21 protein-coding genes and 1 pseudogene are annotated in these 24806 nt (G+C 53.6%); 16 read left to right on the forward strand and 6 right to left on the reverse strand.

The window, feature by feature from the left end:
* Positions 1-26 precede the first annotated feature (26 nt).
* Positions 27-1021 (reverse strand): annotated as a pseudogene (gene xylF / locus ACK5JN_RS04540) (D-xylose ABC transporter substrate-binding protein).
* Positions 1022-1379: 358 nt separating this feature from the next.
* Between xylF and xylA the strand changes: the two are divergent.
* From xylA to ACK5JN_RS04555, 3 genes are all read left to right on the forward strand, one after another.
* On the forward strand, positions 1380-2702 hold the full coding sequence (gene xylA / locus ACK5JN_RS04545) for a xylose isomerase (protein WP_416869059.1): 1323 nt from the start codon (positions 1380-1382) through the stop codon (positions 2700-2702).
* Positions 2703-2774: 72 nt separating this feature from the next.
* On the forward strand, positions 2775-4229 hold the full coding sequence (gene xylB, locus ACK5JN_RS04550) for a xylulokinase (protein WP_416869060.1): 1455 nt from the start codon (positions 2775-2777) through the stop codon (positions 4227-4229).
* A 152-nt stretch (positions 4230-4381) separates the two neighbouring features.
* On the forward strand, positions 4382-4717 hold the full coding sequence (locus ACK5JN_RS04555) for a hypothetical protein (protein ID WP_416869061.1): 336 nt from the start codon (positions 4382-4384) through the stop codon (positions 4715-4717).
* On the opposite strand, the gene ACK5JN_RS04560 is transcribed toward ACK5JN_RS04555, so the two are convergent.
* Positions 4710-5705, reverse strand: a complete 996-nt coding sequence (locus tag ACK5JN_RS04560; protein WP_416869062.1) for an acyltransferase — start codon at positions 5703-5705, stop codon at positions 4710-4712. The two genes, ACK5JN_RS04555 and ACK5JN_RS04560, sit on opposite strands and share 8 nt — an antisense overlap.
* Positions 5706-5876: 171 nt before the next feature.
* Between ACK5JN_RS04560 and ACK5JN_RS04565 the strand changes: the two genes are divergently transcribed.
* The 4 genes from ACK5JN_RS04565 to ACK5JN_RS04580 all read left to right on the forward strand — a co-directional run bounded on the left by ACK5JN_RS04565 (position 5877) and on the right by ACK5JN_RS04580 (position 10985).
* Entirely contained in the window at positions 5877-6182 is a 306-nt protein-coding gene (locus ACK5JN_RS04565) for a YsaB family lipoprotein (protein ID WP_416869063.1), read from the forward strand.
* Between the two features lie 138 nt (positions 6183-6320).
* On the forward strand, positions 6321-7232 hold the full coding sequence (gene glyQ, locus ACK5JN_RS04570) for a glycine--tRNA ligase subunit alpha (protein ID WP_004106786.1): 912 nt from the start codon (positions 6321-6323) through the stop codon (positions 7230-7232).
* A 9-nt stretch (positions 7233-7241) separates the two neighbouring features.
* Positions 7242-9311, forward strand: coding sequence for a glycine--tRNA ligase subunit beta (gene glyS / locus ACK5JN_RS04575; RefSeq protein WP_416869064.1), 2070 nt, complete (start codon positions 7242-7244; stop codon positions 9309-9311).
* A gap of 298 nt (positions 9312-9609) precedes the next feature.
* Positions 9610-10985, forward strand: a protein-coding gene (locus tag ACK5JN_RS04580; protein ID WP_416869065.1) for an IS3 family transposase whose coding sequence is annotated in 2 segments (ribosomal slippage) — positions 9610-10090 and positions 10090-10985 — 1377 coding nt in all. Because the reading frame shifts where the segments join, the coding sequence is not laid out codon by codon here.
* Between the two features lie 8 nt (positions 10986-10993).
* On the opposite strand, the gene arsH is transcribed toward ACK5JN_RS04580, so the two are convergent.
* Complete coding sequence (gene arsH / locus ACK5JN_RS04585) at positions 10994-11692, reverse strand: arsenical resistance protein ArsH (RefSeq protein WP_040150695.1); 699 nt, start codon at positions 11690-11692, stop codon at positions 10994-10996.
* A gap of 85 nt (positions 11693-11777) precedes the next feature.
* Here arsH and ACK5JN_RS04590 point away from each other — a divergent pair, with 85 nt between their 5' ends.
* From ACK5JN_RS04590 to ACK5JN_RS04610, 5 genes are all read left to right on the forward strand, one after another.
* The gene (locus tag ACK5JN_RS04590; RefSeq protein WP_040150694.1) at positions 11778-12098 is read left to right on the forward strand and encodes a transcriptional regulator; all 321 of its coding nucleotides are present in this window, start codon (positions 11778-11780) and stop codon (positions 12096-12098) included.
* Between the two features lie 44 nt (positions 12099-12142).
* Positions 12143-13432 carry an arsenic transporter gene (locus tag ACK5JN_RS04595; RefSeq protein ID WP_040150692.1) on the forward strand — a complete coding sequence of 430 codons (1290 nt, stop codon included), beginning with the start codon at positions 12143-12145 and terminating at the stop codon, positions 13430-13432.
* Between the two features lie 12 nt (positions 13433-13444).
* A complete protein-coding gene (gene arsC / locus ACK5JN_RS04600) occupies positions 13445-13873 on the forward strand; it encodes a glutaredoxin-dependent arsenate reductase (RefSeq protein WP_325950991.1) in 429 nt (142 codons plus the stop codon).
* A 210-nt stretch (positions 13874-14083) separates the two neighbouring features.
* Entirely contained in the window at positions 14084-14236 is a 153-nt protein-coding gene (gene hokA / locus ACK5JN_RS04605) for a type I toxin-antitoxin system toxin HokA (protein ID WP_416869066.1), read from the forward strand.
* Positions 14237-14537: 301 nt separating this feature from the next.
* Entirely contained in the window at positions 14538-16157 is a 1620-nt protein-coding gene (locus ACK5JN_RS04610) for an ABC-F family ATP-binding cassette domain-containing protein (RefSeq protein ID WP_416869067.1), read from the forward strand.
* Positions 16158-16210: 53 nt separating this feature from the next.
* Here the strand turns inward: ACK5JN_RS04610 and cspA are convergent, their stop codons facing one another.
* Positions 16211-16423: an RNA chaperone/antiterminator CspA gene (gene cspA, locus ACK5JN_RS04615; RefSeq protein ID WP_416869068.1), complete on the reverse strand. Its 213-nt coding sequence runs from the start codon at positions 16421-16423 to the stop codon at positions 16211-16213.
* Between the two features lie 341 nt (positions 16424-16764).
* Positions 16765-18138, reverse strand: coding sequence for an MFS transporter (locus ACK5JN_RS04620; protein WP_416869069.1), 1374 nt, complete (start codon positions 18136-18138; stop codon positions 16765-16767).
* A gap of 418 nt (positions 18139-18556) precedes the next feature.
* Between ACK5JN_RS04620 and ACK5JN_RS04625 the strand changes: the two genes are divergently transcribed.
* From ACK5JN_RS04625 to ACK5JN_RS04640, 4 genes are all read left to right on the forward strand, one after another.
* On the forward strand, positions 18557-19267 hold the full coding sequence (locus ACK5JN_RS04625) for a DUF3053 domain-containing protein (protein ID WP_416869070.1): 711 nt from the start codon (positions 18557-18559) through the stop codon (positions 19265-19267).
* Positions 19268-19551: 284 nt separating this feature from the next.
* On the forward strand, positions 19552-20931 hold the full coding sequence (locus ACK5JN_RS04630) for a glycoside hydrolase (protein WP_416869071.1): 1380 nt from the start codon (positions 19552-19554) through the stop codon (positions 20929-20931).
* A gap of 124 nt (positions 20932-21055) precedes the next feature.
* A complete protein-coding gene (locus ACK5JN_RS04635) occupies positions 21056-22705 on the forward strand; it encodes a PTS transporter subunit EIIC (RefSeq protein WP_416869072.1) in 1650 nt (549 codons plus the stop codon).
* A gap of 1 nt (position 22706) precedes the next feature.
* The gene (locus ACK5JN_RS04640; RefSeq protein ID WP_416869073.1) at positions 22707-24083 is read left to right on the forward strand and encodes a CehA/McbA family metallohydrolase; all 1377 of its coding nucleotides are present in this window, start codon (positions 22707-22709) and stop codon (positions 24081-24083) included.
* Here the strand turns inward: ACK5JN_RS04640 and ACK5JN_RS04645 are convergent.
* Positions 24059-24793 carry a MurR/RpiR family transcriptional regulator gene (locus ACK5JN_RS04645; RefSeq protein WP_416869074.1) on the reverse strand — a complete coding sequence of 245 codons (735 nt, stop codon included), beginning with the start codon at positions 24791-24793 and terminating at the stop codon, positions 24059-24061. The genes ACK5JN_RS04640 and ACK5JN_RS04645 overlap by 25 nt on opposite strands.
* Positions 24794-24806: the final 13 nt, after the last annotated feature.

Raw genomic sequence — 24806 nt, forward strand, 5'->3', positions numbered from 1 at the left:
CCGGCGCTGGAGCCGGGGCATACTATTCAGAGTTCACTCTTCTTATGGAAACCGTCTTTCACAACGGTATCGTCAATGTTGGTTTTATTGACTTCGATAGGGGTTAACAGGCGCGACGGAACGTCTTTCAGCCCGTTATTCAGCGTGGCGTCAGATTTTGGCTGCTGACCGTTGCCCAGCTCGACGGCGATCTCTGCGGCGCTGTTCGCCAGCAGGGTAATCGGCTTGTAGACGGTCATGGTCTGGGTACCGTTGAGGATGCGCTTCACGCCCGCCAGGTCTGCATCCTGGCCGGAGATAGCCACTTTACCGGCCAGCCCTTGCGCGCTTAAGGCCTGGATTGCGCCGCCCGCGGTGGCGTCGTTAGAAGCGACAACGGCATCAATTTTGTTGTTATTGGCGGTGAGGGCGTTTTCCATAATCTTCAGCGCGTTTTCCGGCAGCCAGCCGTCAACCCATTGATCGCCGACGACTTTAATTTTGCCATCATCGATATACGGTTTTAATACTTTCATCTGCCCCGCGCGGAACAGCTTGGCATTATTATCAACCGGCGAGCCGCCCATCAGGAAATAATTCCCCTGGGGTACCTGATTGACCAGGCTTTGCGCCTGCATTTCGCCGACTTTTTCGTTATCGAAAGAAATATAAAAATCGATATCGGCGTTATTTATCATGCGATCATAGGCTAATACTTTAATGCCTTCTTGTTTCGCTTCTTTAATGACGTTACTCAGTACCTGACCGTTATAAGGAATAATAACAAGGACATCCACGCCGCGGTTGATCATATTTTCGATCTGCGACATTTGCGTTTCTTCATTGCCGTTGGCGGACTGCACAAAAACCTGTGCGCCAAGCTGTTCGGCTTTCTTAACGAAGATATCGCGGTCTTTCTGCCAGCGCTCAAGGCGCAGGTCATCAATGGCCATACACCGATCTTAACTTCTTTGGCGCTGCTCGCCATGCTGGTGAGAAGCAGTGAGGCGCAAAGCGTGAGGCAAAGGTTCTTTATCTTCATAATCGTAATGCCTTCTGTAGGATAAGGTGGTGAGATTGGCGATAAAAGAAACAGCGATGACTTAACACGCAGCAAATTTTTAACATGTAAACGGCGGCTGGCAATTACAGATTTTTATCTTGCCATTACGATATTTCGTTTAATTGCTGATTTTTGACCGCGATCTGATTTTAAAAGTTGGGAACGACAAATTTGCGTACATAAAACGAGGCGGATTCCATTTTATTTTGCGAGCCAGCGCACATTTGTGGATTCTCTTAATAGCAGTGTGAAATAACGTAATTGAGAGACCGCCATTCAGAATTCAGTATGACCATACGAATTATTCCTCGCCGCCTGTCAGATTATGGAGTTCATTATGCAAGCATATTTCGACCAACTGGATCGCGTTCGTTTTGAAGGCCCAAAAACCGAAAATCCGCTGGCGTTCCGCCACTACAATCCGGATGAACTGGTGCTGGGCAAACGTATGGAAGATCACCTGCGCTTCGCCGCCTGCTACTGGCATACCTTCTGCTGGAACGGCGCGGACATGTTTGGTGTCGGCTCCTTTAATCGTCCATGGCAGCAACCAGGCGAAGTCATTGAGCTTGCAAAACGCAAGGCAGATGTCGCTTTTGAATTCTTCCACAAGCTGAATGTACCTTACTACTGTTTCCATGACGTGGACGTCTCTCCGGAAGGCGCTAGCCTGAAAGAATATCTGAACAACTTTGCGCAGATGGTCGACGTGCTGGCGGAAAAACAGCAGCAGAGCGGCGTGAAGCTGCTGTGGGGCACCGCAAACTGCTTCACTAACCCGCGCTACGGCGCAGGTGCTGCGACTAACCCGGATCCAGAAGTGTTCAGCTGGGCGGCGACGCAGGTGTTTACCGCGATGAACGCCACCCACAAACTGGGCGGTGAAAACTACGTGCTGTGGGGCGGCCGTGAAGGCTATGAAACCCTGCTGAATACCGACCTGCGTCAGGAGCGCGAACAGATTGGCCGCTTCATGCAGATGGTTGTTGAGCACAAACACAAAATCGGCTTCCAGGGTACGCTGCTGATTGAGCCAAAACCGCAGGAGCCGACCAAGCACCAGTACGACTACGATGCATCAACCGTGTATGGCTTCCTGAAGCAGTTCGGTCTGGAGAAAGAGATCAAGCTGAATATCGAAGCCAACCACGCCACGCTGGCGGGCCACTCGTTCCATCACGAAATCGCCACCGCCATCGCGCTGGGCCTGTTTGGTTCTGTCGATGCCAACCGCGGCGACCCGCAGCTGGGCTGGGATACCGACCAGTTCCCGAACAGCGTGGAAGAAAACGCGCTGGTGATGTACGAAATCCTCAAAGCGGGTGGCTTTACCACCGGCGGTCTGAACTTTGACGCCAAAGTGCGCCGTCAGAGCACCGACAAATATGACCTGTTCTACGGCCATATTAGCGCGATGGACACCATGGCGCTGTCGCTGAAAGTGGCGGCCCGCATGATTGAAGGCGGCGAGCTGGATAAACGCGTTGCCAAGCGTTATGCCGGCTGGAACGGGGAGCTGGGCCAGCAAATCCTTAAAGGCCAGATGTCGCTGCAGGACCTGGCGAAATACGCTGAGCAGCATCAGCTGGCGCCGCAGCACCAGAGCGGCCATCAGGAGCTGCTGGAAGGGCTGGTAAACCACTACCTGTTCGACAAGTAATTTCAGCTTTGCCGTACACCATGCCCGGGGCGTAAGCTTCCGGGCATCGTACCACCTAAAGGAGCAGTCGCGATGTATATCGGCATAGATCTAGGCACTTCTGGCGTTAAGGCGATCCTGCTGGATGAGCAGGGCACCGTGCTGGCCTCGCACACGGAAAAACTGACGGTTTCCCGCCCGCATCCACTGTGGTCTGAGCAGGATCCTGAGCACTGGTGGCAGGCGACAGATCGCGCCATGAAGGAGCTGGGCCAGCAGCATAGCCTTCAGGGGGTAAAAGCCCTGGGGATTGCCGGGCAGATGCACGGCGCTACGCTGCTGGATAAACAGCAGCGCGTGCTGCGCCCGGCGATTTTGTGGAACGATGGCCGCTGTGCCGAAGAGTGCCAGCGGCTGGAAGCGCAGGTGGCCACCTCGCGACAAATTACCGGCAACCTGATGATGCCTGGCTTCACCGCACCGAAGCTGCTGTGGGTGCAGCGCCATGAAGCGGAGATTTTCCGCCAGGTGGATAAAGTGCTGTTGCCGAAAGATTATCTGCGTCTGCGTATGACCGGCGATTTCGCCAGCGATATGTCAGATGCGGCGGGCACTATGTGGATGGACGTGGCGAAGCGCGACTGGAGCGATGAGATGCTCGCTGCCTGTCAGCTGACTCGCGATAACATGCCCGCCCTGTTTGAAGGCTGCGAGGTGACGGGGCAACTGCTGCCTTCGGTCGCTAACGCCTGGAATATGCCCGCGGTGCCGGTGGTAGCCGGTGGGGGCGATAACGCTGCGGGAGCGGTCGGCGTGGGTATGGCGGACGCGGGCCAGGCGATGCTATCGCTGGGGACCTCCGGCGTCTACTTTGCGGTGAGCGAAGGCTTCCTCAGCAAGCCGGAAAGCGCGGTACACAGCTTCTGTCACGCGCTGCCCGGGCGCTGGCATTTGATGTCGGTGATGCTCAGCGCGGCATCGTGCCTGGACTGGGCGGCGAAGCTGACCGGCCTGGAGACGGTCCCTGCGCTGATTGCCGCTGCGCAAACGGCCGACGTTAGCGCGGGACCAGTCTGGTTCCTGCCGTATCTCTCCGGAGAGCGTACGCCGCACAATAATCCGCAGGCCAAAGGCGTGTTCTTTGGGCTGACCCATCAGCATGGTCCTGCCGAACTGGCGCAGGCCGTGCTGGAAGGTGTCGGCTTTGCGCTGGCTGACGGCATGGACGTCGTGCACGCCTGCGGCGTAGAGCCAAAAAGCATTACGCTTATCGGCGGCGGCGCGCGCAGTGCCTACTGGCGGCAAATGCTGGCGGATATCTGCGGTAAACAGCTGGATTACCGCACCGGCGGCGACGTCGGCCCGGCGCTGGGCGCCGCGCGTCTGGCGCAGCTGGCTATCCATCACGATCGTCCTTACGCTGACCTGTTGCCACAGCTGACGCTGGAGCAGGCGCATCTGCCGGATGCACAACGCTTTGCGCGCTATGCGCCGCAGCGTGAGACGTTCCGCCAGATTTATCAGCATCTGCTGCCGCTAATGTCCTGATACAACGCATAGCCCGCTCCCTCAAGGAGCGGGCTTCTCTTTGTTCTCCCGCGCCTTTATGTATTCCGAAACTGTCGCTTTTGCTGTGTTACTCCAATGTTAAAAGATTATCGTGCGCGATAATGGCGGAGTTGTCAGCAAGGGAGATGCTTATGGTAACCATCGTTAAATCACCGCGTTCGGCCTTGATTGCCGGCATTGTGCTGTATCTGATTTGTCTTTGGCGCGGCTGTCCGCATCTGGAGGATAAAGCCTATTTTCTGGCGATTTGGGTACTGGGAATCTTTGCGATTGCGGCGCATCGGCAGGCCGCGCAGGCGTCATTCGCCGCCTTATGCCGTCTGGTTCTGCTGTTAACATCCGGGTTACTGCTGGTGGGGATATGGAATATGCCGCTGGCGCTAGCCTATAAAATTCTCGCCGTCGCGGCATGGTTTAGCTGTATGTACGGCGCCGCACTGTGGCCGCGGCGGGTGCTTTCTAACTGATCAGGTTACGTTTATCTATGCGCTGTAAGGCCATCGAGAGCAGCAGGCTGCCCGCCAGGGTTATCGCAAAAACCCACGGGATATCCAGCGCGGGCCAGCTTTTGAGGTCGATATTCCAGCTTCGCAGCAGGTAAATAATAAAGGCGTGAAAACCGTAGATGCCCAGCGAGTGGCGAGAAATTAACCCCAATCCCGGCAAAATACGCTGATTCAGGGTGTTTTTAATCACGATGAACAGCGACGTCGCGCAGAGAAAGACCATCGGGCCACAGTACACATACCAGGTATCGCCAAAGTTACCGCGCCATTGCAGCTCATGCAGCGTGCCGCGCGAAATAATCCCGACCCCGAGGGCAAACAGCAGGCCACAGATCCACGTTAGCCCCTTGCGGCCGGTCTCCATCATGCCCAGCGCCCGGCCAAGCAGGCCATAAAGCACGTAGTAAAAGGTATCGCCGTTGATGTACAGATTCACCGGCAGCCAGGTCGCGCCGTCGGTTTTGAGCGGCGGGGTGTTCGGGTTGGCGACAATACCGATGACCACCATCAGCGCGAACAGCATTTTGCCGCTGATGGCTTTTACCTCAATCAGCGGTGAGACCAGATAAATCACCATGATGGCGAAGAAAAACCACAGATGGTAGAAAACCGGCTTTTGCAGCAGATTCTTCAGCGATGTCTCAAGGTTGATTTGGGTAAAGGCGGCAATGAAGAGCAGGGCGAGGGTGCTGTAAAATAGCAGGCATAGCGCAATGCGCAGGAAATGGCGCGGCTGCGCGCTGCGCTGGCCAAAAAACAGGTAGCCGGAAATCATAAAAAACAGCGGTACGCTGACGCGTGAGGCCGAATTCAGGACGTTAGCCAGATCCCAACTGAACGGGCTGATGTCGTGCGGGTGGGTCACAAACCAGGTTGTGGTATGGATCATCACCACCATCAGGCAGGCAATACCGCGTAAGTTATCAATCCAGCTAATTTTTTCTTGCATCAGATACCCTAATCTCCGCTATAAATATATTCAGACCACGCTGCCGTAGGCGCTATTTCACTGGATAATTCTGAGTTTTGCACCCTTGTGCTTGTAGAGTTATGGTGAGGTTCGCACAATGCGGAAGTGTGATAGGGGACAGCCTAAAATAATAGCCTGGTAAGATAAATAATGATGATGAAGTCTCTCCCTCCTTTGCTGGCGCTGGTGCTGCTGGCGGGGTGCTCGTCGGCCGAGCCGCCAGCGGCGCAAAAAACGCAAAGCGCAAAAATGAATCCGGCGCGCTCGCTGAGCATGGAGCAGCTCTGTAAAGACAACGCGGCGGAGCGCTATAACACCGCGCCGCAGAAAATAGACGTCACTGGATTTGAACGTTTCCAGGGCAGCTACGAGCTGCGCGGCTATACGGCGCGTAACGAAAGTTTTGTCTGCTCATTCGACGCCGACGGCGGCTTTTTACACCTCTCAATGCGTTAAAACAGGCCCGGGAGCAGCAAGATCCGGCCTGTTTTCCCCAATTTTCCTTAAACAATCCCCTTTCATACTGTATATCTCGCAGCCAGCGGGTATACTGACTGCTTCCTTTAAATCCACACGTATCCAGCACGAAATCATATGCAAAAGTTTGATACCAGGACCTTCCAGGGCCTGATCCTGACCTTACAGGATTACTGGGCTCGTCAGGGCTGCACCATTGTTCAACCACTGGACATGGAAGTTGGCGCGGGCACTTCTCACCCAATGACCTGCCTGCGTGCGTTGGGGCCGGAGCCGATGGCGACCGCCTACGTGCAGCCGTCCCGCCGTCCAACCGATGGCCGCTATGGCGAAAACCCGAACCGTTTACAGCACTACTACCAGTTCCAGGTGGTGATTAAGCCGTCTCCGGAAAATATTCAGGAGCTGTACCTTGGATCGCTGAAAGAGCTGGGTATGGACCCGACCATCCACGATATTCGCTTCGTGGAAGACAACTGGGAAAACCCGACGCTGGGCGCCTGGGGTCTGGGTTGGGAAGTGTGGCTGAACGGTATGGAAGTCACGCAGTTCACCTACTTCCAGCAGGTCGGTGGCCTGGAGTGTAAGCCGGTGACCGGTGAAATCACCTACGGTCTGGAGCGTCTGGCCATGTACATTCAGGGCGTAGACAGCGTTTACGACCTGGTCTGGAGCGACGGCCCGCTGGGTAAAACCACCTACGGCGACGTGTTCCATCAGAACGAAGTGGAGCAATCCACCTATAACTTCGAATACGCCGACGTCGACTTCCTGTTCTCCTGCTTCGAGCAGTATGAGAAAGAAGCCCAGCAGCTGCTGGCGCTGGAAAACCCGCTGCCGCTGCCTGCCTACGAGCGTATTCTTAAGGCTGCCCATAGCTTTAACCTGCTGGATGCGCGTAAAGCCATCTCCGTCACCGAGCGTCAGCGCTACATTCTGCGCATTCGCACCCTGACCAAAGCAGTGGCAGAAGCTTACTACGCTTCCCGTGAGGCCCTTGGCTTCCCGATGTGCAACAAGAATAAATAAGAGGCGGCCATGTCTGAGAAAACTTTCCTGGTGGAAATCGGCACTGAAGAGCTGCCACCAAAAGCGCTGCGCAACCTGGCGGAATCTTTTGCGGCCAACGTGACCGCAGAGCTGGATAACGCTGGCCTCGCGCACGGTAAAGTTGAATGGTTTGCTGCCCCGCGCCGTCTGGCGCTGAAAGTGGCGAATCTGGCGGCCGCGCAGGCGGATCGCGAAGTCGAAAAACGCGGTCCGGCGATTGCCCAGGCGTTCGACGCTGAAGGTAAACCGAGCAAAGCGGCAGAAGGCTGGGCGCGTGGCTGCGGTATCACCGTCGATCAGGCCGAGCGTCTGACCACCGACAAAGGTGAATGGCTGCTGTATCGCGCACACGTGAAGGGCGAAAGCACCGAAGCGCTGCTGCCGAACATGATTGCCACCTCGCTGGCGAAACTGCCGATCCCGAAACTGATGCGCTGGGGTGCCAACGACGTGCACTTCGTGCGTCCGGTTCACACCGTGACCCTGCTACTGGGCGATCAGGTGATCCCGGCCACCATTCTGGGTATTCAGTCTGACCGCGTGATTCGCGGCCATCGCTTTATGGGCGAGCCGGAGTTCACCATCGACAATGCCGACCAGTACCCGCAGATTCTGCTGGAACGCGGCATGGTGATGGCGGACTACGAAGCGCGTAAAGCAAAAATCAAAGCGGACGCGGAAGAAGCGGCACGCAAGATTGGCGGCAACGCCGACCTGAGCGAAAGCCTGCTGGAAGAAGTGACCTCGCTGGTGGAATGGCCGGTGGTGCTGACCGCGAAGTTTGAAGAGAAATTCCTCGCGGTACCGGCGGAAGCGCTGGTGTACACCATGAAGGGCGACCAGAAGTACTTCCCGGTTTACGACAACGCGGGCAAGCTGCTGCCAAACTTCATCTTCGTGGCGAACATCGAATCGAAAGATCCGCAGCAGATTATCGCCGGTAACGAGAAGGTGGTTCGTCCGCGTCTGGCGGATGCCGAGTTCTTCTTTAATACCGACCGTAAAAAGCGTCTGGAAGATAACCTGCCGCGTCTGCAGACCGTGCTGTTCCAGCAGCAGCTGGGCACGCTGCGCGACAAAACTGACCGTATTCAGGCCCTGGCGGGCTGGATCGCCGGCCAGATTGGCGCTGACGTGAACCACGCTACCCGCGCGGGCCTGCTGTCTAAGTGTGACCTGATGACCAACATGGTCTTCGAGTTCACCGACACCCAGGGCGTGATGGGCATGCACTACGCGCGTCACGATGGCGAAGCGGAAGATGTGGCCGTGGCGCTGAACGAGCAGTATCAGCCGCGCTTTGCCGGCGATGACCTGCCGTCTAACCCGGTAGCCTGTGCCGTAGCGATTGCCGACAAGATGGACACCCTCGCGGGTATCTTCGGTATCGGCCAGCATCCGAAAGGCGACAAAGACCCGTTTGCGCTGCGTCGTGCCGCGCTGGGCGTGCTGCGTATTATCGTTGAGAAGAACCTCAATCTGGATCTGCAAACCCTCACCGAAGAAGCGGTGCGTCTGTACGGCGACAAGCTGACCAACGCGAAAGTGGTCGATGACGTGATCGACTTTATGCTGGGTCGTTTCCGTGCCTGGTATCAGGACGAAGGTTATACCGTTGACACCATCCAGGCGGTACTGGCGCGTCGTCCGACCCGTCCGGCAGACTTCGATGCGCGTATGAAGGCGGTGTCTCACTTCCGTACTCTGGAAGAGTCCTCTGCGCTGGCTGCGGCCAACAAGCGTGTGTCGAACATTCTGGCGAAGTCTGACGAGACGCTGAACGATATCGTTCACGCCTCCGTCCTGAAAGACGCGGCGGAAATCAAGCTGGCGGGCCACCTGGTGGTGCTGCGCGATAAGCTTCAGCCGTACTTTGCCGAGGGTCGCTATCAGGAAGCGTTGATTGAACTGGCGTCCCTGCGCGAGCCGGTAGACACCTTCTTCGAGAACGTGATGGTCAACGCCGACGACAAAGACGTGCGTATCAACCGTCTGACGCTGCTGTCCAAACTGCGCGAATTGTTCCTGCAGGTAGCGGATATTTCGCTGCTCCAGTAACACGAAAGCGTTAAATAAAAACCTGCCTGATGGCAGGTTTTTTTATATCTGTTGTTTTATTACGTGAATCATTAATAATTATCTTGCCTATAATGCATGTTGTTTTTATTGATGAATGAAAAATATTTTAGGAATACATTAAAATAGGTGGGTGATTATTTTAAGGTAGAATGCTGGTGGGTGCTTGAGACTGTTTGTCTCAGGTATTCACCGAAAGGCAAACAGAGAAAAGCCCCACCTGACTATAAATCAGAATGCACTGCACCCATTTAGTTGGACTCTCTAATTGGAGAGTCCCATGTCCAGACGTAAATATACCTTTGAAGAACGCCTCCAGGTGGTTATGCATTATTTCACTACTGATGAGGGTTATCGTTTGACATCAGCACGCTTCGACGTCCCTCGAACCCAGGTAAGATTATGGGTTGCAGCCTATGATGCTTATGGGGAAGAGGGATTAAAATCCAGGGACAAGGGAGTCTCTGTTGACCCAGAGGTCAGAATTGAAGCTGTTAGAGCTGTACTTTCAGGTCAGATTTCCCAAACGCAGGCGGCTGCCAAATTTAAAGTTGCTGGCGCCGCTTCGATAGGCAAATGGATAAAAGTGTTCAACGAACATGGAGAGGACGGTTTGCGTTCTTTACGTGTTGGTAAGAAAAGGGCACCCCATATGATTGATGACCCTGTTAAAGCGGAAGCTGTACTGGAATATTCGAAGGATAAACGGATTCGAGAGTTGGAAAAAAAAGTCCACTTCCTTGAATTACGAGTTCTTTATCTAAAAAAGCTGAAAGCCTTGGTTCGGTAAGAGAGAAGGTTCAGGTTATCAATGAACTAAGGCAGTACTACCCATTAGAGCACCTGCTTCAGATAGCTCAGATACCCCGGAGTACATTTTACTATCACCTGAAAGGACTTAAATCTCCGGGGAAATATGATGATATAAGAAGTCGAATCAAAGAGATATATTTTGATAACCGTGGTCGTTACGGCTATCGCAGAATTACGCTTGCTCTCAGACGAGAAATTGGCGTAATCAATCATAAAGTCGTTCAACGATTGATGACATCAATGGTTCTTAAAGCAACCATCAAAGTTAAGCGCTACAGTTCATGGCGTGGTGAGTGTGGTGAAATTGCTGAAAACATTCTGAAGAGAAACTTTAAAGCCACGCGACCTAATGAGAAATGGGTCACTGATGTGACTGAATTTGCGGTAAATGGCCGGAAACTCTATCTTTCCCCTATCATCGATCTCTTTAATAACGAAGTTATTTCCTACAGTATTTCAGAACGCCCTGCGATGTCGATGATTGATGAAATGCTATTGAAGGCATTCGCCAGGCTGGATGACGACAGTAGGCCAGTACTTCACTCCGATCAGGGCTGGCAATACCGACACCGTTGGTATCAGTATCAGTATCAGTTGAAGTCTTCTGGTATCCTGCAAAGTATGTCCCGAAAGGGAAACTGCCTGGATAATGCCTGTGCTGAGTGTTTTTTCGGGGCATTGAAATCAGAGTGTTTTTATACCAGTGAATTCAATGATATTGATGAACTCAAGGTGTTTCTTGAGGACTATATCCGCTATTACAATACCCGTCGGATCAGCATTAAATTAAAAGGCCTTAGTCCGGTTGAGTATCGTCTGAAGGCCTACCCATTACGAATTTAGTTCTGGTATCAGATTTTGCTCTGATTAACGCGTGCTGATAACGCTTGGTGGCTCTCTTTTCGCTCGCTGTAGCGATCGGCAAGGTATCCCGTATGCCCTTTCAGTAGCAGCGTTATTTTAAATAGTTCCTCAGTGACATCAACGATACGGTCGTACCATGAGGACGGCTTCATGCGCCCATTTTCATCGAATTCCTGCCAGGCTTTTGCTACGGAGGACTGGTTGGGAATTGTGAACATACGCATCCACCGGCCCAGTATCCGCATCTGGTTAACAGCATTGAAGGACTGTGACCCGCCGCAGACCTGCATTACTGCGAGAGTTTTTCCCTGAGAGGGGCGAACAGCGCCTTCACTTAATGGAATCCAGTCAATCTGAGCTTTCATTATCGCGCTCATGGCACCGTGCCGTTCCGGGGAACTCCAGACCATTCCATCACACCATCTGACCAGGCTGCGAAGCTCAACGACTTTCGGATGCGTTTCTGGCGCATCGTCGGGTAACGGTAGCCCTGAAGGATTAAACATTTTCACTTCTGCGCCCATGACTGACAGCAGCCTTCCAGCTTCTTCTGCTGCAAAGCGGCTGTAGGAACGTTCTCGCACTGAACCGTACAGGATCAGGATTCTGGGGGGCTCCTGCAGGTGCAGGCGTTCGGCAATGTGTTGATCAAAGCATTCAGTATTCAGGGCAGGAAATTGTTCCATTTTTCTCCTCCGGAGAGAGCAGGTGATTTCAAAATCAATACATATGATTTACCATATGTGTATTCTAAAGGGAACGGAGTGAAAAATGCTACAACCTGTTCAGCTTTTCAAAATCCTGTCGGATGAAACCCGGCTCGCCATCGTCATGCTTCTCCGGGAGTCCGGAGAACTGTGCGTCTGCGATATCTGTGCGGCCACCTCCGAATCGCAGCCCAAAATATCGCGACATATGGCTATCCTGCGCGAGGCCGGGCTGGTACTTGACCGTCGGGAAGGCAAATGGATCCACTATCGTCTGTCACCCCACATACCGGCATGGGCAGCAGAGACAATCACGACGACCTGGCAGTGTATGCGGGAGGATGTGCGTGAATGGCTGGATAAATCAGCCTGCACCTCCTGCTGAGAAAGAAAAACACATTTACATAATCATATATAACGGAGTCTGATATGCTTTTGGCAGGGAGTATATTTTTACTGACGCTGGTACTGGTGATCTGGCAACCCAGAGGCCTGAGTATTGGCTGGAGCGCGAGTATCGGGGCAGTGCTGGCGCTGGGAACCGGTGTCATCCATATCGCTGATATTCCCGTTGTCTGGAATATCGTCTGGAACGCTACAGCGGCATTTATTGCGGTCATCATCATCAGCCTGCTGCTCGATGAGTCCGGCTTCTTTGAATGGGCCGCACTGCACGTCTCCCGCTGGGGTAACGGACGTGGCCGCCTGCTGTTCACCTGGATAGTCTTGCTCGGTGCCGCTGTTGCTGCGTTGTTTGCCAATGACGGCGCCGCGTTGATCCTGACGCCGATTGTGATTGCGATGCTGCTCGCACTGGGGTTCAGCCAGGGCACGACACTGGCCTTTGTCATGGCCGCAGGATTTATTGCAGATACGGCCAGCCTGCCACTCATTGTTTCTAACCTGGTGAATATCGTCTCGGCGGACTTCTTTGGTCTGGGCTTTACGCAGTACGCCTCCGTTATGATCCCCGTGGATGCGGCAGCGATTGCGGCCACGCTGATCATGCTGCATCTCTTCTTCCGCAGGGATATTCCGGCCACGTACGACGTTTCGCTGCTGAAGACGCCTGCCAGCGCGATCAAGGATCCGGCAACCTTCAGGGCGGGCTGGATTGTCCTGTTATTGCTGCTTGTCGGTTTCTTTGTTCTGGAGCCGCTGGGGATCCCGGTCAGTGCGATAGCGGCGGCTGGCGCAGCAGTGCTGTTTGTGGTGGCGAAAAGAGGCCATGCCATCAACACAGGGAAAGTCCTGCGCGGTGCGCCATGGCAGATCGTTATTTTCTCGCTGGGCATGTACCTCGTGGTCTATGGCCTGCGCAATGCAGGGCTCACGGAGTACCTGTCTGGCGTGCTGAATCTGCTGGCAGACAAGGGGTTATGGGCAGCGACGTTCGGCACCGGCTTCCTGACGGCATTTCTCTCATCAGTGATGAACAATATGCCGACGGTACTGATTGGCGCGCTGTCGATTGACGGGAGTACGGCGACCGGCGTCGTCAAAGAGGCAATGATTTATGCCAATGTGATTGGCTGCGATTTAGGCCCGAAAATCACTCCGATTGGCAGTCTGGCAACCCTGCTGTGGCTACATGTGCTTGCCCAGAAAAATATAAAGATTACCTGGGGATATTACTTCCGTACCGGCATTGTTATGACTGTGCCGGTGCTGTTTGTCACTCTGGCCGCGCTGGCGTGGCGGCTCTCTGTCACTTTGTAATGAGATACTGATATGAGCAACATTACCATCTATCACAACCCGGCCTGTGGCACCTCACGCAACACGCTGGAGATGATCCGTAACAGCGGCAACGAACCGACGATAATTTATTATCTCGATACGCCCCCGACCCACGATGAGCTTATTAAACTTATTTCAGATATGGGAATTACGGTACGTGCATTGCTGCGCAAGAATGTTGAACCTTATGAACAGCTTGGTCTTGCTGATGGTAAGTTTACCGATGAGCAATTAATCGGGTTTATGCTGGAACATCCTATTCTGATTAATCGCCCTATCGTAGTAACCCCCTTGGGAACTCGTCTGTGTCGTCCTTCAGAAGTTGTTCTGGATATTATCCCGGAGTCTCAAAAAGGTGCATTTACTAAAGAGGACGGTGAAAGAGTTGTTGATGAGAGCGGGAAGAAAGTGAGCCTATAATAACCTGTAATATGGATTATTCGGTCGCTGTGAATATACTTTATCTGTGTCTGTAAATAAAAAAGAGTCCATTATAATATGGACTCTTTCTCTGAAGCCTCGTTAATTCTGTCCAACTTTTGGGGGGCTGTGCAGAATGAGGCCGCCTCTATGCATGAACACCATAAGGGTAGCCTCTTACTTGTTGAAAATCAACACAGGAGGCGAGGGATGCCGCAAAAATCTATGTTGTATAGTTTAATAGTGAAATGTCTCACTATTCTATTATTTACCTGGATGGTTCGTGATTCATTATGTGAATTGCATATTAAGCAAGGTCGTACTGAATTAGCGGCATCTTTAGCCTGCGATATTAAACAGTAAGGGCTGATGGCGGGGCATCGTCCCCGCCATTCTGACGGCGTGATGCATTCTCTTTGCACCCAATTAGATTGATCTCAATAATATAAAAGCCTCCTGTCTACGGAGGCTTTTTTCTTTACGTTTCGCGCGCTGCGTAAAAAATAGTCTTGAAACCCGCCGCACAATACGTTTATCCTTGTTGCGACGAATCCCTCGTCTCACTGAGGCACACTGAAAATGGACAAACACACCTGCTGAATTCGAATCCTTGCCGGGCACATGCCGCGGGCAGGGGAGTTATTGATTTCACTCAGGAGTGCTTATGGCCCATTGTGCGCAATCCCCCTCTTTTATTTTGCATCAGGTCACCTGTCAGTTTGCGACGGGCGATACCCTTTTTGGCCCGCTGAATCTGTCGCTGGAGAGGTCGTTATGCGGCCTTGTCGGTCGCAACGGCGTAGGGAAAACCCGGCTACTGCGTCTGCTGGCGGGTAAAGATGTTCCCTCTGACGGGCATATTGAATCTCTTACTTCGTGGGCCTATGTGGCGCAGCAGCATACGGTCTCCCCTGAAATGACGCTGTCCACCCTGCTCGGCTACGACACGCACTTTGCGGCGCTGCAGCGCATGGCGAGCGGCAATGGGCTGGCGGAGGATGTTGAGACGCTTGACGGTTATTGGGATCTGCCAGAGCGTCTGAATACCGCGTTTCTGGCGGCGGGGCTGGGGGTGTTTGACCCAAACCGCCCCGCGATTTCCCTGAGCGGCGGCGAGCGGGTGAAGGCGCTGCTCTGTGCGGCGTTTACCTCCGGCGCGGATTATCTGTTGCTTGATGAACCGACCAACCATCTTGACCGTCCCGGGCGTGAATGGCTCTATCACCAGCTTGATGAGTGGCGAGGTGGCGCGCTTATTGCCAGCCACGATCGTGAACTCCTGGCGCGAATGCCGCGCATCCTGGAACTGACGGCGTCGGCGCTACGCAGCTACGGTGGCAGCTACGCGGATTACCAGCAGCAGCGCGATACTGAACGCGCGGCGGCGCGAGCGGCGCTGGAGCATGCCGCCACTGAACGGCGTCGCGTTCGGGCGCGTCTGCAAAAGGAACACGATGATTGCCAGAGGCGCTCGGCTAAAACCCTGCGCACTGTCGATAGCCTGAATATCGCCTCCTTTGAGCGCGTAAAATACAAGGGAGCGGCGCGCGAGCGGCCGGGGACGCTGCTCAATCAGCATCGGCAGCAAAACGCGGCGCTGAGTCAGGCGGTAACGCAGGCGCGGGAGCGTGTGGAAGAAGACGCGCCGGTCATGTTTACCCTGCCTGGCAGCCAGGTGGCGGCGGGCAAACAGGTGCTGGTCCTGGACGCGCTGCGCTTCGCCCATTCCTCGACGCCTGCGCTTAACTGGCGGCTGGACGGCCCGATGCGTGTCGCGCTGCGCGGCCCGAACGGCTGTGGCAAAACCACGTTGCTGAAAACGCTGATGGGGCTGGAAACGCCGCTCGGTGGGAGCTGTCAGGTGTCGGTTAGCGCGGCATGGTTGGATCAACACCTCACTCAGCTGGACCTGTCACGCTCGGTGATAGAACATCTACGCGCGGGAGAAACGCCGTTAGCGGAAGGCGCACTGCGTACCCGTCTGGCACAGCTGCAGCTCGGCGCGGAGAAAGTTAATCTACCGCTGGCAATGTTGAGCGGTGGGGAACGCTTAAAGGCAGCGCTGGCCTGCGTTTTGTGGCGTCGGGAGGCGACGCAGCTTTTATTGCTGGATGAGCCCACCAACCATCTCGATCTGACATCGGTTCAGGCGATTGAAGCCGCGCTAGCGGGGTTTCCCGGGGCGATGATTGTGGTGTCGCACGATGAGGCGTTTTTGCAGGGGCTGAAGCTGACGCACAGCCTGACATGGCAAGAGAGCGGTTGGGTTTTTACGGCGTTATAAATAAAAAAATCCCCGCCATAAGGCAGGGATTTCGTATTCTTAGCGGCGTGAACTTACAGAGAAGTTACGTTGCCAGCTGCCGGGCCTTTAGCGCCGTTTTCGATGGTGAAGGAAACTTTCTGACCTTCGTCCAGGGATTTGTAGCCATCGTTCTGGATAGCAGAGAAGTGTACGAACACGTCTTTAGAACCATCGTCAGGAGTGATGAAGCCGAAACCTTTGTCAGCGTTGAACCATTTTACGATACCATTCATTTTAACGGACATAGAAATTAACTTTAAAAATTAATTGAGCCTTACGGCGATATGGCATGCTTTACAGAATTTAAAGCGTAAAGGAAATGTCGCTACGAGGGGTACCAATGGATAACCTTGAAGGGAACTGCTTTACTCAACTGCTTTGTGGTCTGTATGTCAAACCGTGGAGGCATTAACGCATACTTCTGACCTCAAAAGCAAACGTTATCTGTCTATGTTTTTCAACGAAGCGGGAACAATAGCCGATACAAATGACGCTAATGTACTGATAAATAGGTAGACTTAAGGTCTGTTGGTGTTTTGTAAAAAAGCGTCATGAAACCCCGGCAGCCTGACTGCCGGGGCAAAAATTAGACTTTTTGCGCAGATTCCGGCAGCGACGCCGGGTCGCTGTTGCCTTGATTCTGCTGACGTTTACCGGCCGCGTACTTGATCATCAGCGCAATCGCGGACAGCACCGCCGGAATGGCCAGCAGGGCGAAGATGGTTTTAAACGACAGCTCCGCCTGCATCAGGAAGGCACCGCTGAAGGCACCGAGAATGCCCCCGAAGCGGCCCAGACCCAGCATCCAGGCGACGCCGGTGGCGCGCCCCTGAGTTGGGTAAAATCCGGCGGCCAGCGCGGGCATCGAAGACTGCGCGCCGTTCATGATGGTGCCGGCGATAAACACCATCACGCCCATCAGCACCAGGCTATGGGTTGAGAATCCCACCAGGCAGACAAAGACGCCGGTCAGCAGATAGCCTACCGCCACCACCTTGTTTGGATTCATCTTGTCCATCAGCGCACCCAGCACCAGTACGCCAATACCGCCGCCCAGCGGGAACAGGGCAGTGATTACCGAAGCCTGGCTGAGGGTTGCGCCGGTTTCGCGGATCAGCAGCGGCAGCCAGCTGGTCAGCAGATAGAAAATCAGCAGCCCCATAAAGTAGGTCAGACACAGCATCACGGTACCCACAAGGTAGCGCGGGGAGAAAATCACGCCCAGCGCGGACTTTTCTTTCACCTGGCCGGCCTCCTGCAATACGAAATGCGTGTTGTCAGGCAGTGGCGCGATACGGCGCAGAATGCGGGCAATGTGCTGCTGAGGCTGATTTTTTACCGCCAGATAACGCGCGGATTCCGGCAGCAGGAAAATCAGCGCGACGGCCAGCGCCAGCGGCATCACGCCGCCGAGAATCAGCACGCTCTGCCAGCCATAGTGCGGGATCATCCAGGCAGAGATGAAGCCGCCCATTGACGAACCAATCGGGAAACCGACGAACATCAGGTTGACCAGCAGCGCGCGGCGGCGTTCCGGCGCATATTCGCTCATCAGCGTCGCGGCGTTAGGCATCGCCGCGCCCAGCCCCAGGCCGGTTAAAAAGCGCAGCACGGTCAGCTGAGTCAGCGAAGTGGCGAAAGCGGTAATCAAACTGAAACCGCCAAAGACCAGAATGGACAGCACCAGCACCTTCTTGCGGCCGATGCGGTCAGCCATGGGGCCAGCGGTTAATGCGCCCACGGCCAGACCGACCAGCGCGGCGCTCATCACCGGGCCGAGATCGGACTTTTGTACGCCCCATTCCTGCACCAGGTCAGAGGCAATAAAACCAATAATGGCGGTATCAAATCCATCCATTGCGACGGTCACAAAGCACAGCACCAGAATCATCCACTGGTACTTTGAGAAAGGATGGCGGTTGATAAAAGCCTGAATATCCGTTGTTGTCTGTGTTGTCATGCGGTAATTCCTGCTAAGCGTTGTAAGAGAGCGGGCTTTATCCTCTTGTCTCTCCCACGGGTAGTGAGGTGTTTGGGCGATTATCGAACGTATTGTCGTTAATCGTTCATTTAATCAAATCACTTACCGGGTCTTCCCACAACGTGCCGCCGGGCGGAAGTGTGCGATTATCGTTCCCTGCGCCTGGCGGGAATCGCAATTATTGTAAAAAATTGCTGAATATCATTAGGTTAACTTTATTCCTTGCCTGTGATTTCATTGCTATAAATGTGATGGATGCAACAGCTTATTAACATTTCCAGTCAACCGCAGCGGAACGTATGAAAAAGGTATCTTGCGGCGCGGCTCTGGACTATCCTTGACACCGTCAGGCACGTGTGTGCCGGTTTGCGCTTTTTTTGGTTGAAGGAGTAAGAAAATGGCGACAGGAAAGTCCTGCTCTCGCTGGTTTGCGCCTCTTGCGGCGTTATTGATGGTTGTTAGCCTGAGTGGGTGTTTTGATAAGGAAGGCGATCAGCGTAAAGCATTCGTCGATTTCCTGCAGAATACGGTAATGCGTGGCGGCGAACGCCTGCCGACGCTAACGGCTGACCAGAAAAAACAGTTCGGTCCGTTTGTTTCCGACTACGCCGTCATTTATGGCTATTCACAGCAGGTGAGCCAGGCGATGGACGCGGGTCTGCGTCCGGTTGTTGATAGCGTGAACGCCATTCGCGTACCGCAGGATTACATGACCCAGCGCGAGCCGCTGCGTCAGGCGAATGGTTCGCTGGGCGTATTGAGCCAGCAGCTGCAAAACGCCAAAATGCAGGCCGATGCCGCGCACGGTGCGCTGAAGCAGGCCGACGATCTGAAGCCGGTCTTCGATCAGGTCTACAGCAAAGTGGTTACCACCCCGGCGCAAGCGCTGGAGCCGCTGATCCCCGCCGCCCAGGTCTTCACCCAGCAGCTGGTGCAGGTCGGCGACTTTGTTGCTCAGCAGGGTACGCAGGTGAGCTTTGTGGCGAACGGTATTCAGTTCCCGACCTCGCAGCAGGCTAGCCAGTATAACGCGCTGATTGGCCCGCTCGCGGCACAGCATCAGGCCTTTAGCCAGGCGTGGACTGCGGCGGTTAACGCCACCAAATAACGTTTTTAACGGACTTCAGGCCCTTCATATCCGCTGGTATGAGGGGCTTTTTATTGCCTCCGGCATGAAACGGGTTTGCATCAGCTGACGGTTTGTACCTATTTTCCTCCCGCTATTCCATTCTCTATTTCGCATTGCTATAACCCATTTACGCATGATGTTTATTGTCGATTTATCTATTCATTAATTATTTGCTGATTATTCTATTAATTAATTCCTGATGTGAATGATGTCGGATAAATAACATCTGACATCGCCGGGAATGGAATAGCATTGGAGCCTTTATGAAATTAACCGTAATCGGTGGCGGCGGCGTCAGATCGATATTTCTGGCCAAATCGCTGGCATGGAATGCGCATCGCATTAATCTGACTGAAGTCGTGTTTCTGGATAATTCAGCAGAAAATCTGGCGACCTTTGGTGAAATCGCCCGACATGTCTTTCAGTCGATTCGCCCGGATATTCAATTTTCGCTCAGCGAAGACCCGCAAAGCGCAATCAGAAACGCGAATTATATTATTACCACATTGCGTGTGGGCGGCGATGAAAGCCGGGTGCGGGATGAACGCATTGCCTTGTCGCATAATACGTTAGGCCAGGAGACAACGGGGGCGGCGGGTTTTGCCATGGCGCTGCGCTCCATCCCCGCGATTCTGGACTATTGCCGGATGATTGAAGAACTGGCGGTGCCAGACGCCATTCTCTTTAACTTCACCAATCCCTCAGGCATGGTGACGGAAGCGATTATTAAGTCCGGTTTCAAACGTCGCGTATACGGTATTTGTGACGCGCCATCCGAACTTATTCGTGAACTGCCAGCCGTACTGGGCTGTGATGAATCCGCCCTGAAGGTTGAATGCTATGGATTAAACCATTTCTCCTGGTTTAGCAATATCACGGTTGATGGCGTGCCCGTTTCGGCCGCGCTGGCAAAAAATGCGACGCTATATGAAAAAACCACCATGCAGTATTTCTCTGCGGACCTGGTGGCGCAATGTGATAATCAGCTGCTGAATGAATATCTCTATTATTACTATTATCGCCAGGAAGCGCTTGACGCTATTCAGCAGGCGGCGGAAACCCGTGGCGAACAGATCGCGCGAATTAACCAGCAGATGCGCAAAGCGCTGCTGACGATTGACGTAAAGCAGCACCCGGAAGACGCGTTTGATATCTGGATGCAGCATTATCTGTGCCGTGAAAATAGCTATATGCAGAGTGAATCGCAGAAGGAGAAACCGCATCCGAGAGCGGCATTAACATTAACCCAGTTTATTGAAGAGCCGGATACCGGCGGCTATGCCGGCGTCGCGCTGGATATTCTGGAAGCCGTTAACAGCCAGCAGACCAAGCGAATCGTGGTGTCGTTAACCAATAACGGCACGCTGGATTTTTTACGTCCCGATGATGTGATTGAAATCAGCTGCGATTTGAACAGCCAGGGGCTGACGCCGGTTAAACCAAGCGCGGTGCCGCAGGCGCAGAAGAATATGATTTCCTGCGTGAAGGAGTATGAGCGGCTGGCCGTTGAGGCCATTCTGACGCAAAACCGCGATGTGGCGGTTAAGGCTTTAATGGCTCACCCCTTAATTGGTTCATGGAGCCTCGCGACAAAACTGGTTCATGCCTATCTGGACGATCCTCAATATCGGCACTGGCAGTAAGGAGGCCAGATTCAGATGTGGGTAGCCCGGTAGTCGGGAAAACCGTGTCGCCTCTGGCTGGCACGGTTTTCCGGCACTACCCGGGAGAGGATTCTGGGTTGACGACTGAGTTACAGGGATCGAAATGAAAGAAAAACTACAAACCTATGGCAAAGCGATGCTGGTTCCCATCTCTCTGGTGGCGATTGGCGGGCTACTATTAGGCGTCGGCGGCGCGCTAACCTCGGAAGTGACCATCAATTCGCTTGGCGGTCATTGGGACAGCTGGTCACATTCCTTTTTCTTTAAATTTTTCAGCGTAATAAAAGGTCTTGGCGACGTAATCTTTAAAAACCTTGGCATCCTTTATGCCGTCGGCGTCGCGTTCTCGTTATCGAGAAAGGAAAACGGCTGGGCTGCGTTTTCTGCCATGGTGGCCTATATATCCATGCTGACGACGATATCTATCCTGTTAAAAAACCACGGGTTGAGCGTCGATAACACCACCATTAGCAGCTTTGTTTCACAAGGGCAGTCGACCATTCAGGCGACGAAATCCGCCGCGCTGTTTACCACCGAGTTGGGCTATTTTACCTATCGAACCGGGGTGTTTGGCGGTCTTGCCGTCGGCTTCAGCATCGCGGCCGTGCATGCGCGTTTCTACAATACCAAGCTGCCGGTGATCCTCTCTTTCTTCTCCGGGACCCGTACGGTTCCCATCCTGTCGCTGCTGGCCGGCGGTGCGCTGGGGATCTTTTTCTTTTTCTGCTGGCCGTTTGTCGGCCATGTGCTCGGGAATTTTGCCGGTTTTGTGCATGATTCCGGCTTAATCGGCACGTTTGTGTACCGCTTTGTTAATGAAATCCTGATCCCATTTGGTATGCACCCTCTGCTGTCGTTACCTATCCGCTGGACTGAGCTAGGGGGTTCCACGGTAGTCGACGGCGTGATTGTTTCCGGTACTTCCGCGATTCAGATGGCCCAGTTAGCCTCTTCGGAGCCTGGAAAGCTGCTGGTGCGAGCATTTATGGGCGGCAACGCGATCATTAACTTCGCCATTTATCCCGGCATTGCGCTGGCGATGTACCACACCACGCGCCCGGAAAATAAGAAGAAAGTGGCGGCGCTGCTTATCTCGGTGGTGGTTTCCACGATTGTATTTGGCATTACCGAACCGATTCTGTTCACCTTCTTGTTTATTGCGCCGTGGCTCTATTTTCTGGTGTATGCGCCGCTGGCGGCGATTGGCGAGGTGCTGGCCGAATTTAGCCAGGTATCGGTGTATCAGGGCAATATTAAGGACTGGATCCCCTTCATCTTCCGCCCTGAAAAGCTCAATATGTGGCCATTCCTCTATCTGTTCCCGATTTTCTTTATCGTGTCGTATCTTATTTTCAGGCTGTGTATTCAGTACTTTAATATAAGAACGCCGGGGCGCGACGAAGCCGAAGATGACGGTGATATCAAACTCTACAGTAAAAAGGACTACAACGAAAAGAACGCACAGGGAGCCGCACCTCAGCTTGATAAAGGCCATGCATCCCCGGCCAATGGGCTTGCCGGGGAGATCATTGCCGCGCTGGGTGGGCAGGAAAATATTGTTGAGGTGGATAACTGTATCTCTCGTCTGCGGGTGATCCTGCACAACGTTGAACTGATCGCCGACGATCGGCACTGGAAAAACGAATTGAACGCAATGGGCGTGGTCCGCGTCGGCAAGAATGGGGTGCAGGTTGTTTATGGCCCTGATGTCTGCCGAATCGCCGTTGAGGTCAGAGAGCTGCTGGAGGCATGAAATGCGTTTAACCTATCGCTTTACGCAGCAAACCTGCGAAGTTCACACCTCGGTAGTGGACGTTCCGGCGGGCAGCGACATCCATATCACGCTACTTAACGGGCCGTTTGAACATTTCTTTCTGCTGCTTAAGGATCCGACAAAGCGCCTTCGGGCGCTATTCACCTGGAAATCGCGGATCCAGCACTACTGCCTGCGCCAGGCTATCAGCGATGAGGCGAATTTAACCGTGCCGGGGCCGATAGCGGGCGGAGAGTGGCAGTTTACGGTGGTTAAACCGGGGAAGCTGCTGGGCGAAGCCGCCATTGATATCAACTGCGTTCCCGGCGCCGTGACGGGCAGCGGCAAGCCGCAGATTGATGTGTTAAACCAGCCGTTTGCTCGCGTTGTGAATCCACAGCACCGCTGGTATCACGGCGATCTCCACGCCCATACCCTCTATTCAGACGGTCGCGTTGCGCTGGATGACGTTCTGCATATTGCCGAGCAGCGGCAGATGGATTTTCTGGCCATCACCGACCATTCCATTGTGACCACTCATGTTGCGGATTGTCGGCCTCTGATTATCCCCGCTACCGAGCTGACGTTTGATAATGAGCTGCACTACAACGTTTTCGGCGTTAAGCAACTCATTGATTATAGTCAGTATTGTGAAGGCGGTATCAACGTCACCGATTTCATCTCGCGGCTGCACACCGACCTCGCACAGGCGGGAAACGTGCTCTCAATCAATCACCCATTTGCTGAAGGTATCAGCCTGGGGCATGAGTTTGATTTACGCTCGGTTCACCTGCTGGAAGTGATTAACGCCCCGCATCTTGCCGATCAGCCCATTGATAATGAAAAAGCCATTCGCTTTTTTGATTTTTTATGGTCAAAAGGGCTGAGAATCTTTGCGTCCGGCGGGAGCGACGCCCATAAACCCGGCGTGCAGGGCGGCTATCCGCTAGGGCTGCCCCGCGTGTCGATTTACTGTGAAGGTTTGAGCCTGGATGCGCTGCTTCAGGGGCTACGGTCGGGGCGAACCCTGATCGGTCATAACGTAACCTGTACGCTGAACATGCTTCACCACGGCGTACCGGTGTTTCCGGGCGACCAGATCAGCGAGCCGGTCATTTTCCAGGCTGAGTGTACCGAGCGCCCGCTGACCTGGAGAATGATACGCAACGGTGAGTGTATTCATGAGTTATATGGTCAATCTTATGACTATACGGTGGTGCCCGGTGCTGCGGATATGTTCCGCCTGGAGGGCCGGGAAGGGGAGCGTACGGTGTTCTTTGCTAATCCGGTTTACTCCGCGCTCCCGGCGGCCAGTGAATATCGATTTTCGGTTTTGTTGCAGGATTTTCTGGCTCAGGACAGCGCCAGAGCGCGCTGATTTTTATCATCGAACCACTGCTTCAGGCACTGTTCAAAGGCCAGAATGCAGTAGCCAAAAAACGGATTTGACCAGTAGATATCGTCATCAAACTTTTGCGGGTCATGGATGATAAACGCAATATCCGCAGCCTGCGCAAGCGGGCTGTTATGATCGCCGGTAAAACAAACCAGTTTGATGTTTTTATTTTTCAGGGCGTTGAGCCAGTTTAAGGTCGACGTGCTTCTTCCCGATTTTGATATTATCCAGATGCACTCCCACGGCGTGGCCGTTTTTTGTTCCAGAATTTCGTAATCAGGCCATAACGAGAGGCTGGCGTTAACGCCGGTAACCAGAAATTTATTGTAAACATACTGGGCGACCAGCTGCGAAAACCCGCTACCGTGGATGAGCAACTTCGCATTTTCTATCAGCGCGAACAGATCGTTGATTTTGTTCGCTGGCTCAATATGCATAAAGTTGCGATCGTTGGTGAGCTCCAGCCGGGGCTGCGCAATATTGAATTTTATAAAGTAAACCATTTCCAGCCAGCCGCTGTAGCCCAGCTTTTTGGCTAGGCGAACGAGCGTGGAGGGGTTGCTGTGACAGGCTGTCGCCGCTGAACGAATGCCTTCGCGCAGACAGCGCTCGGTATTATTTTGAATATAGTCGAGTATTGATATTTCCGTTTTATGTAAGGGGACATCACGCAAAATGTTGAAAATATTCATCCTTCCCTCCAGG

The sequence above is a fragment of the Kluyvera sp. genome (genome assembly GCF_047971185.1).
Taxonomy (GTDB): Bacteria; Pseudomonadota; Gammaproteobacteria; order Enterobacterales; family Enterobacteriaceae; genus Kluyvera.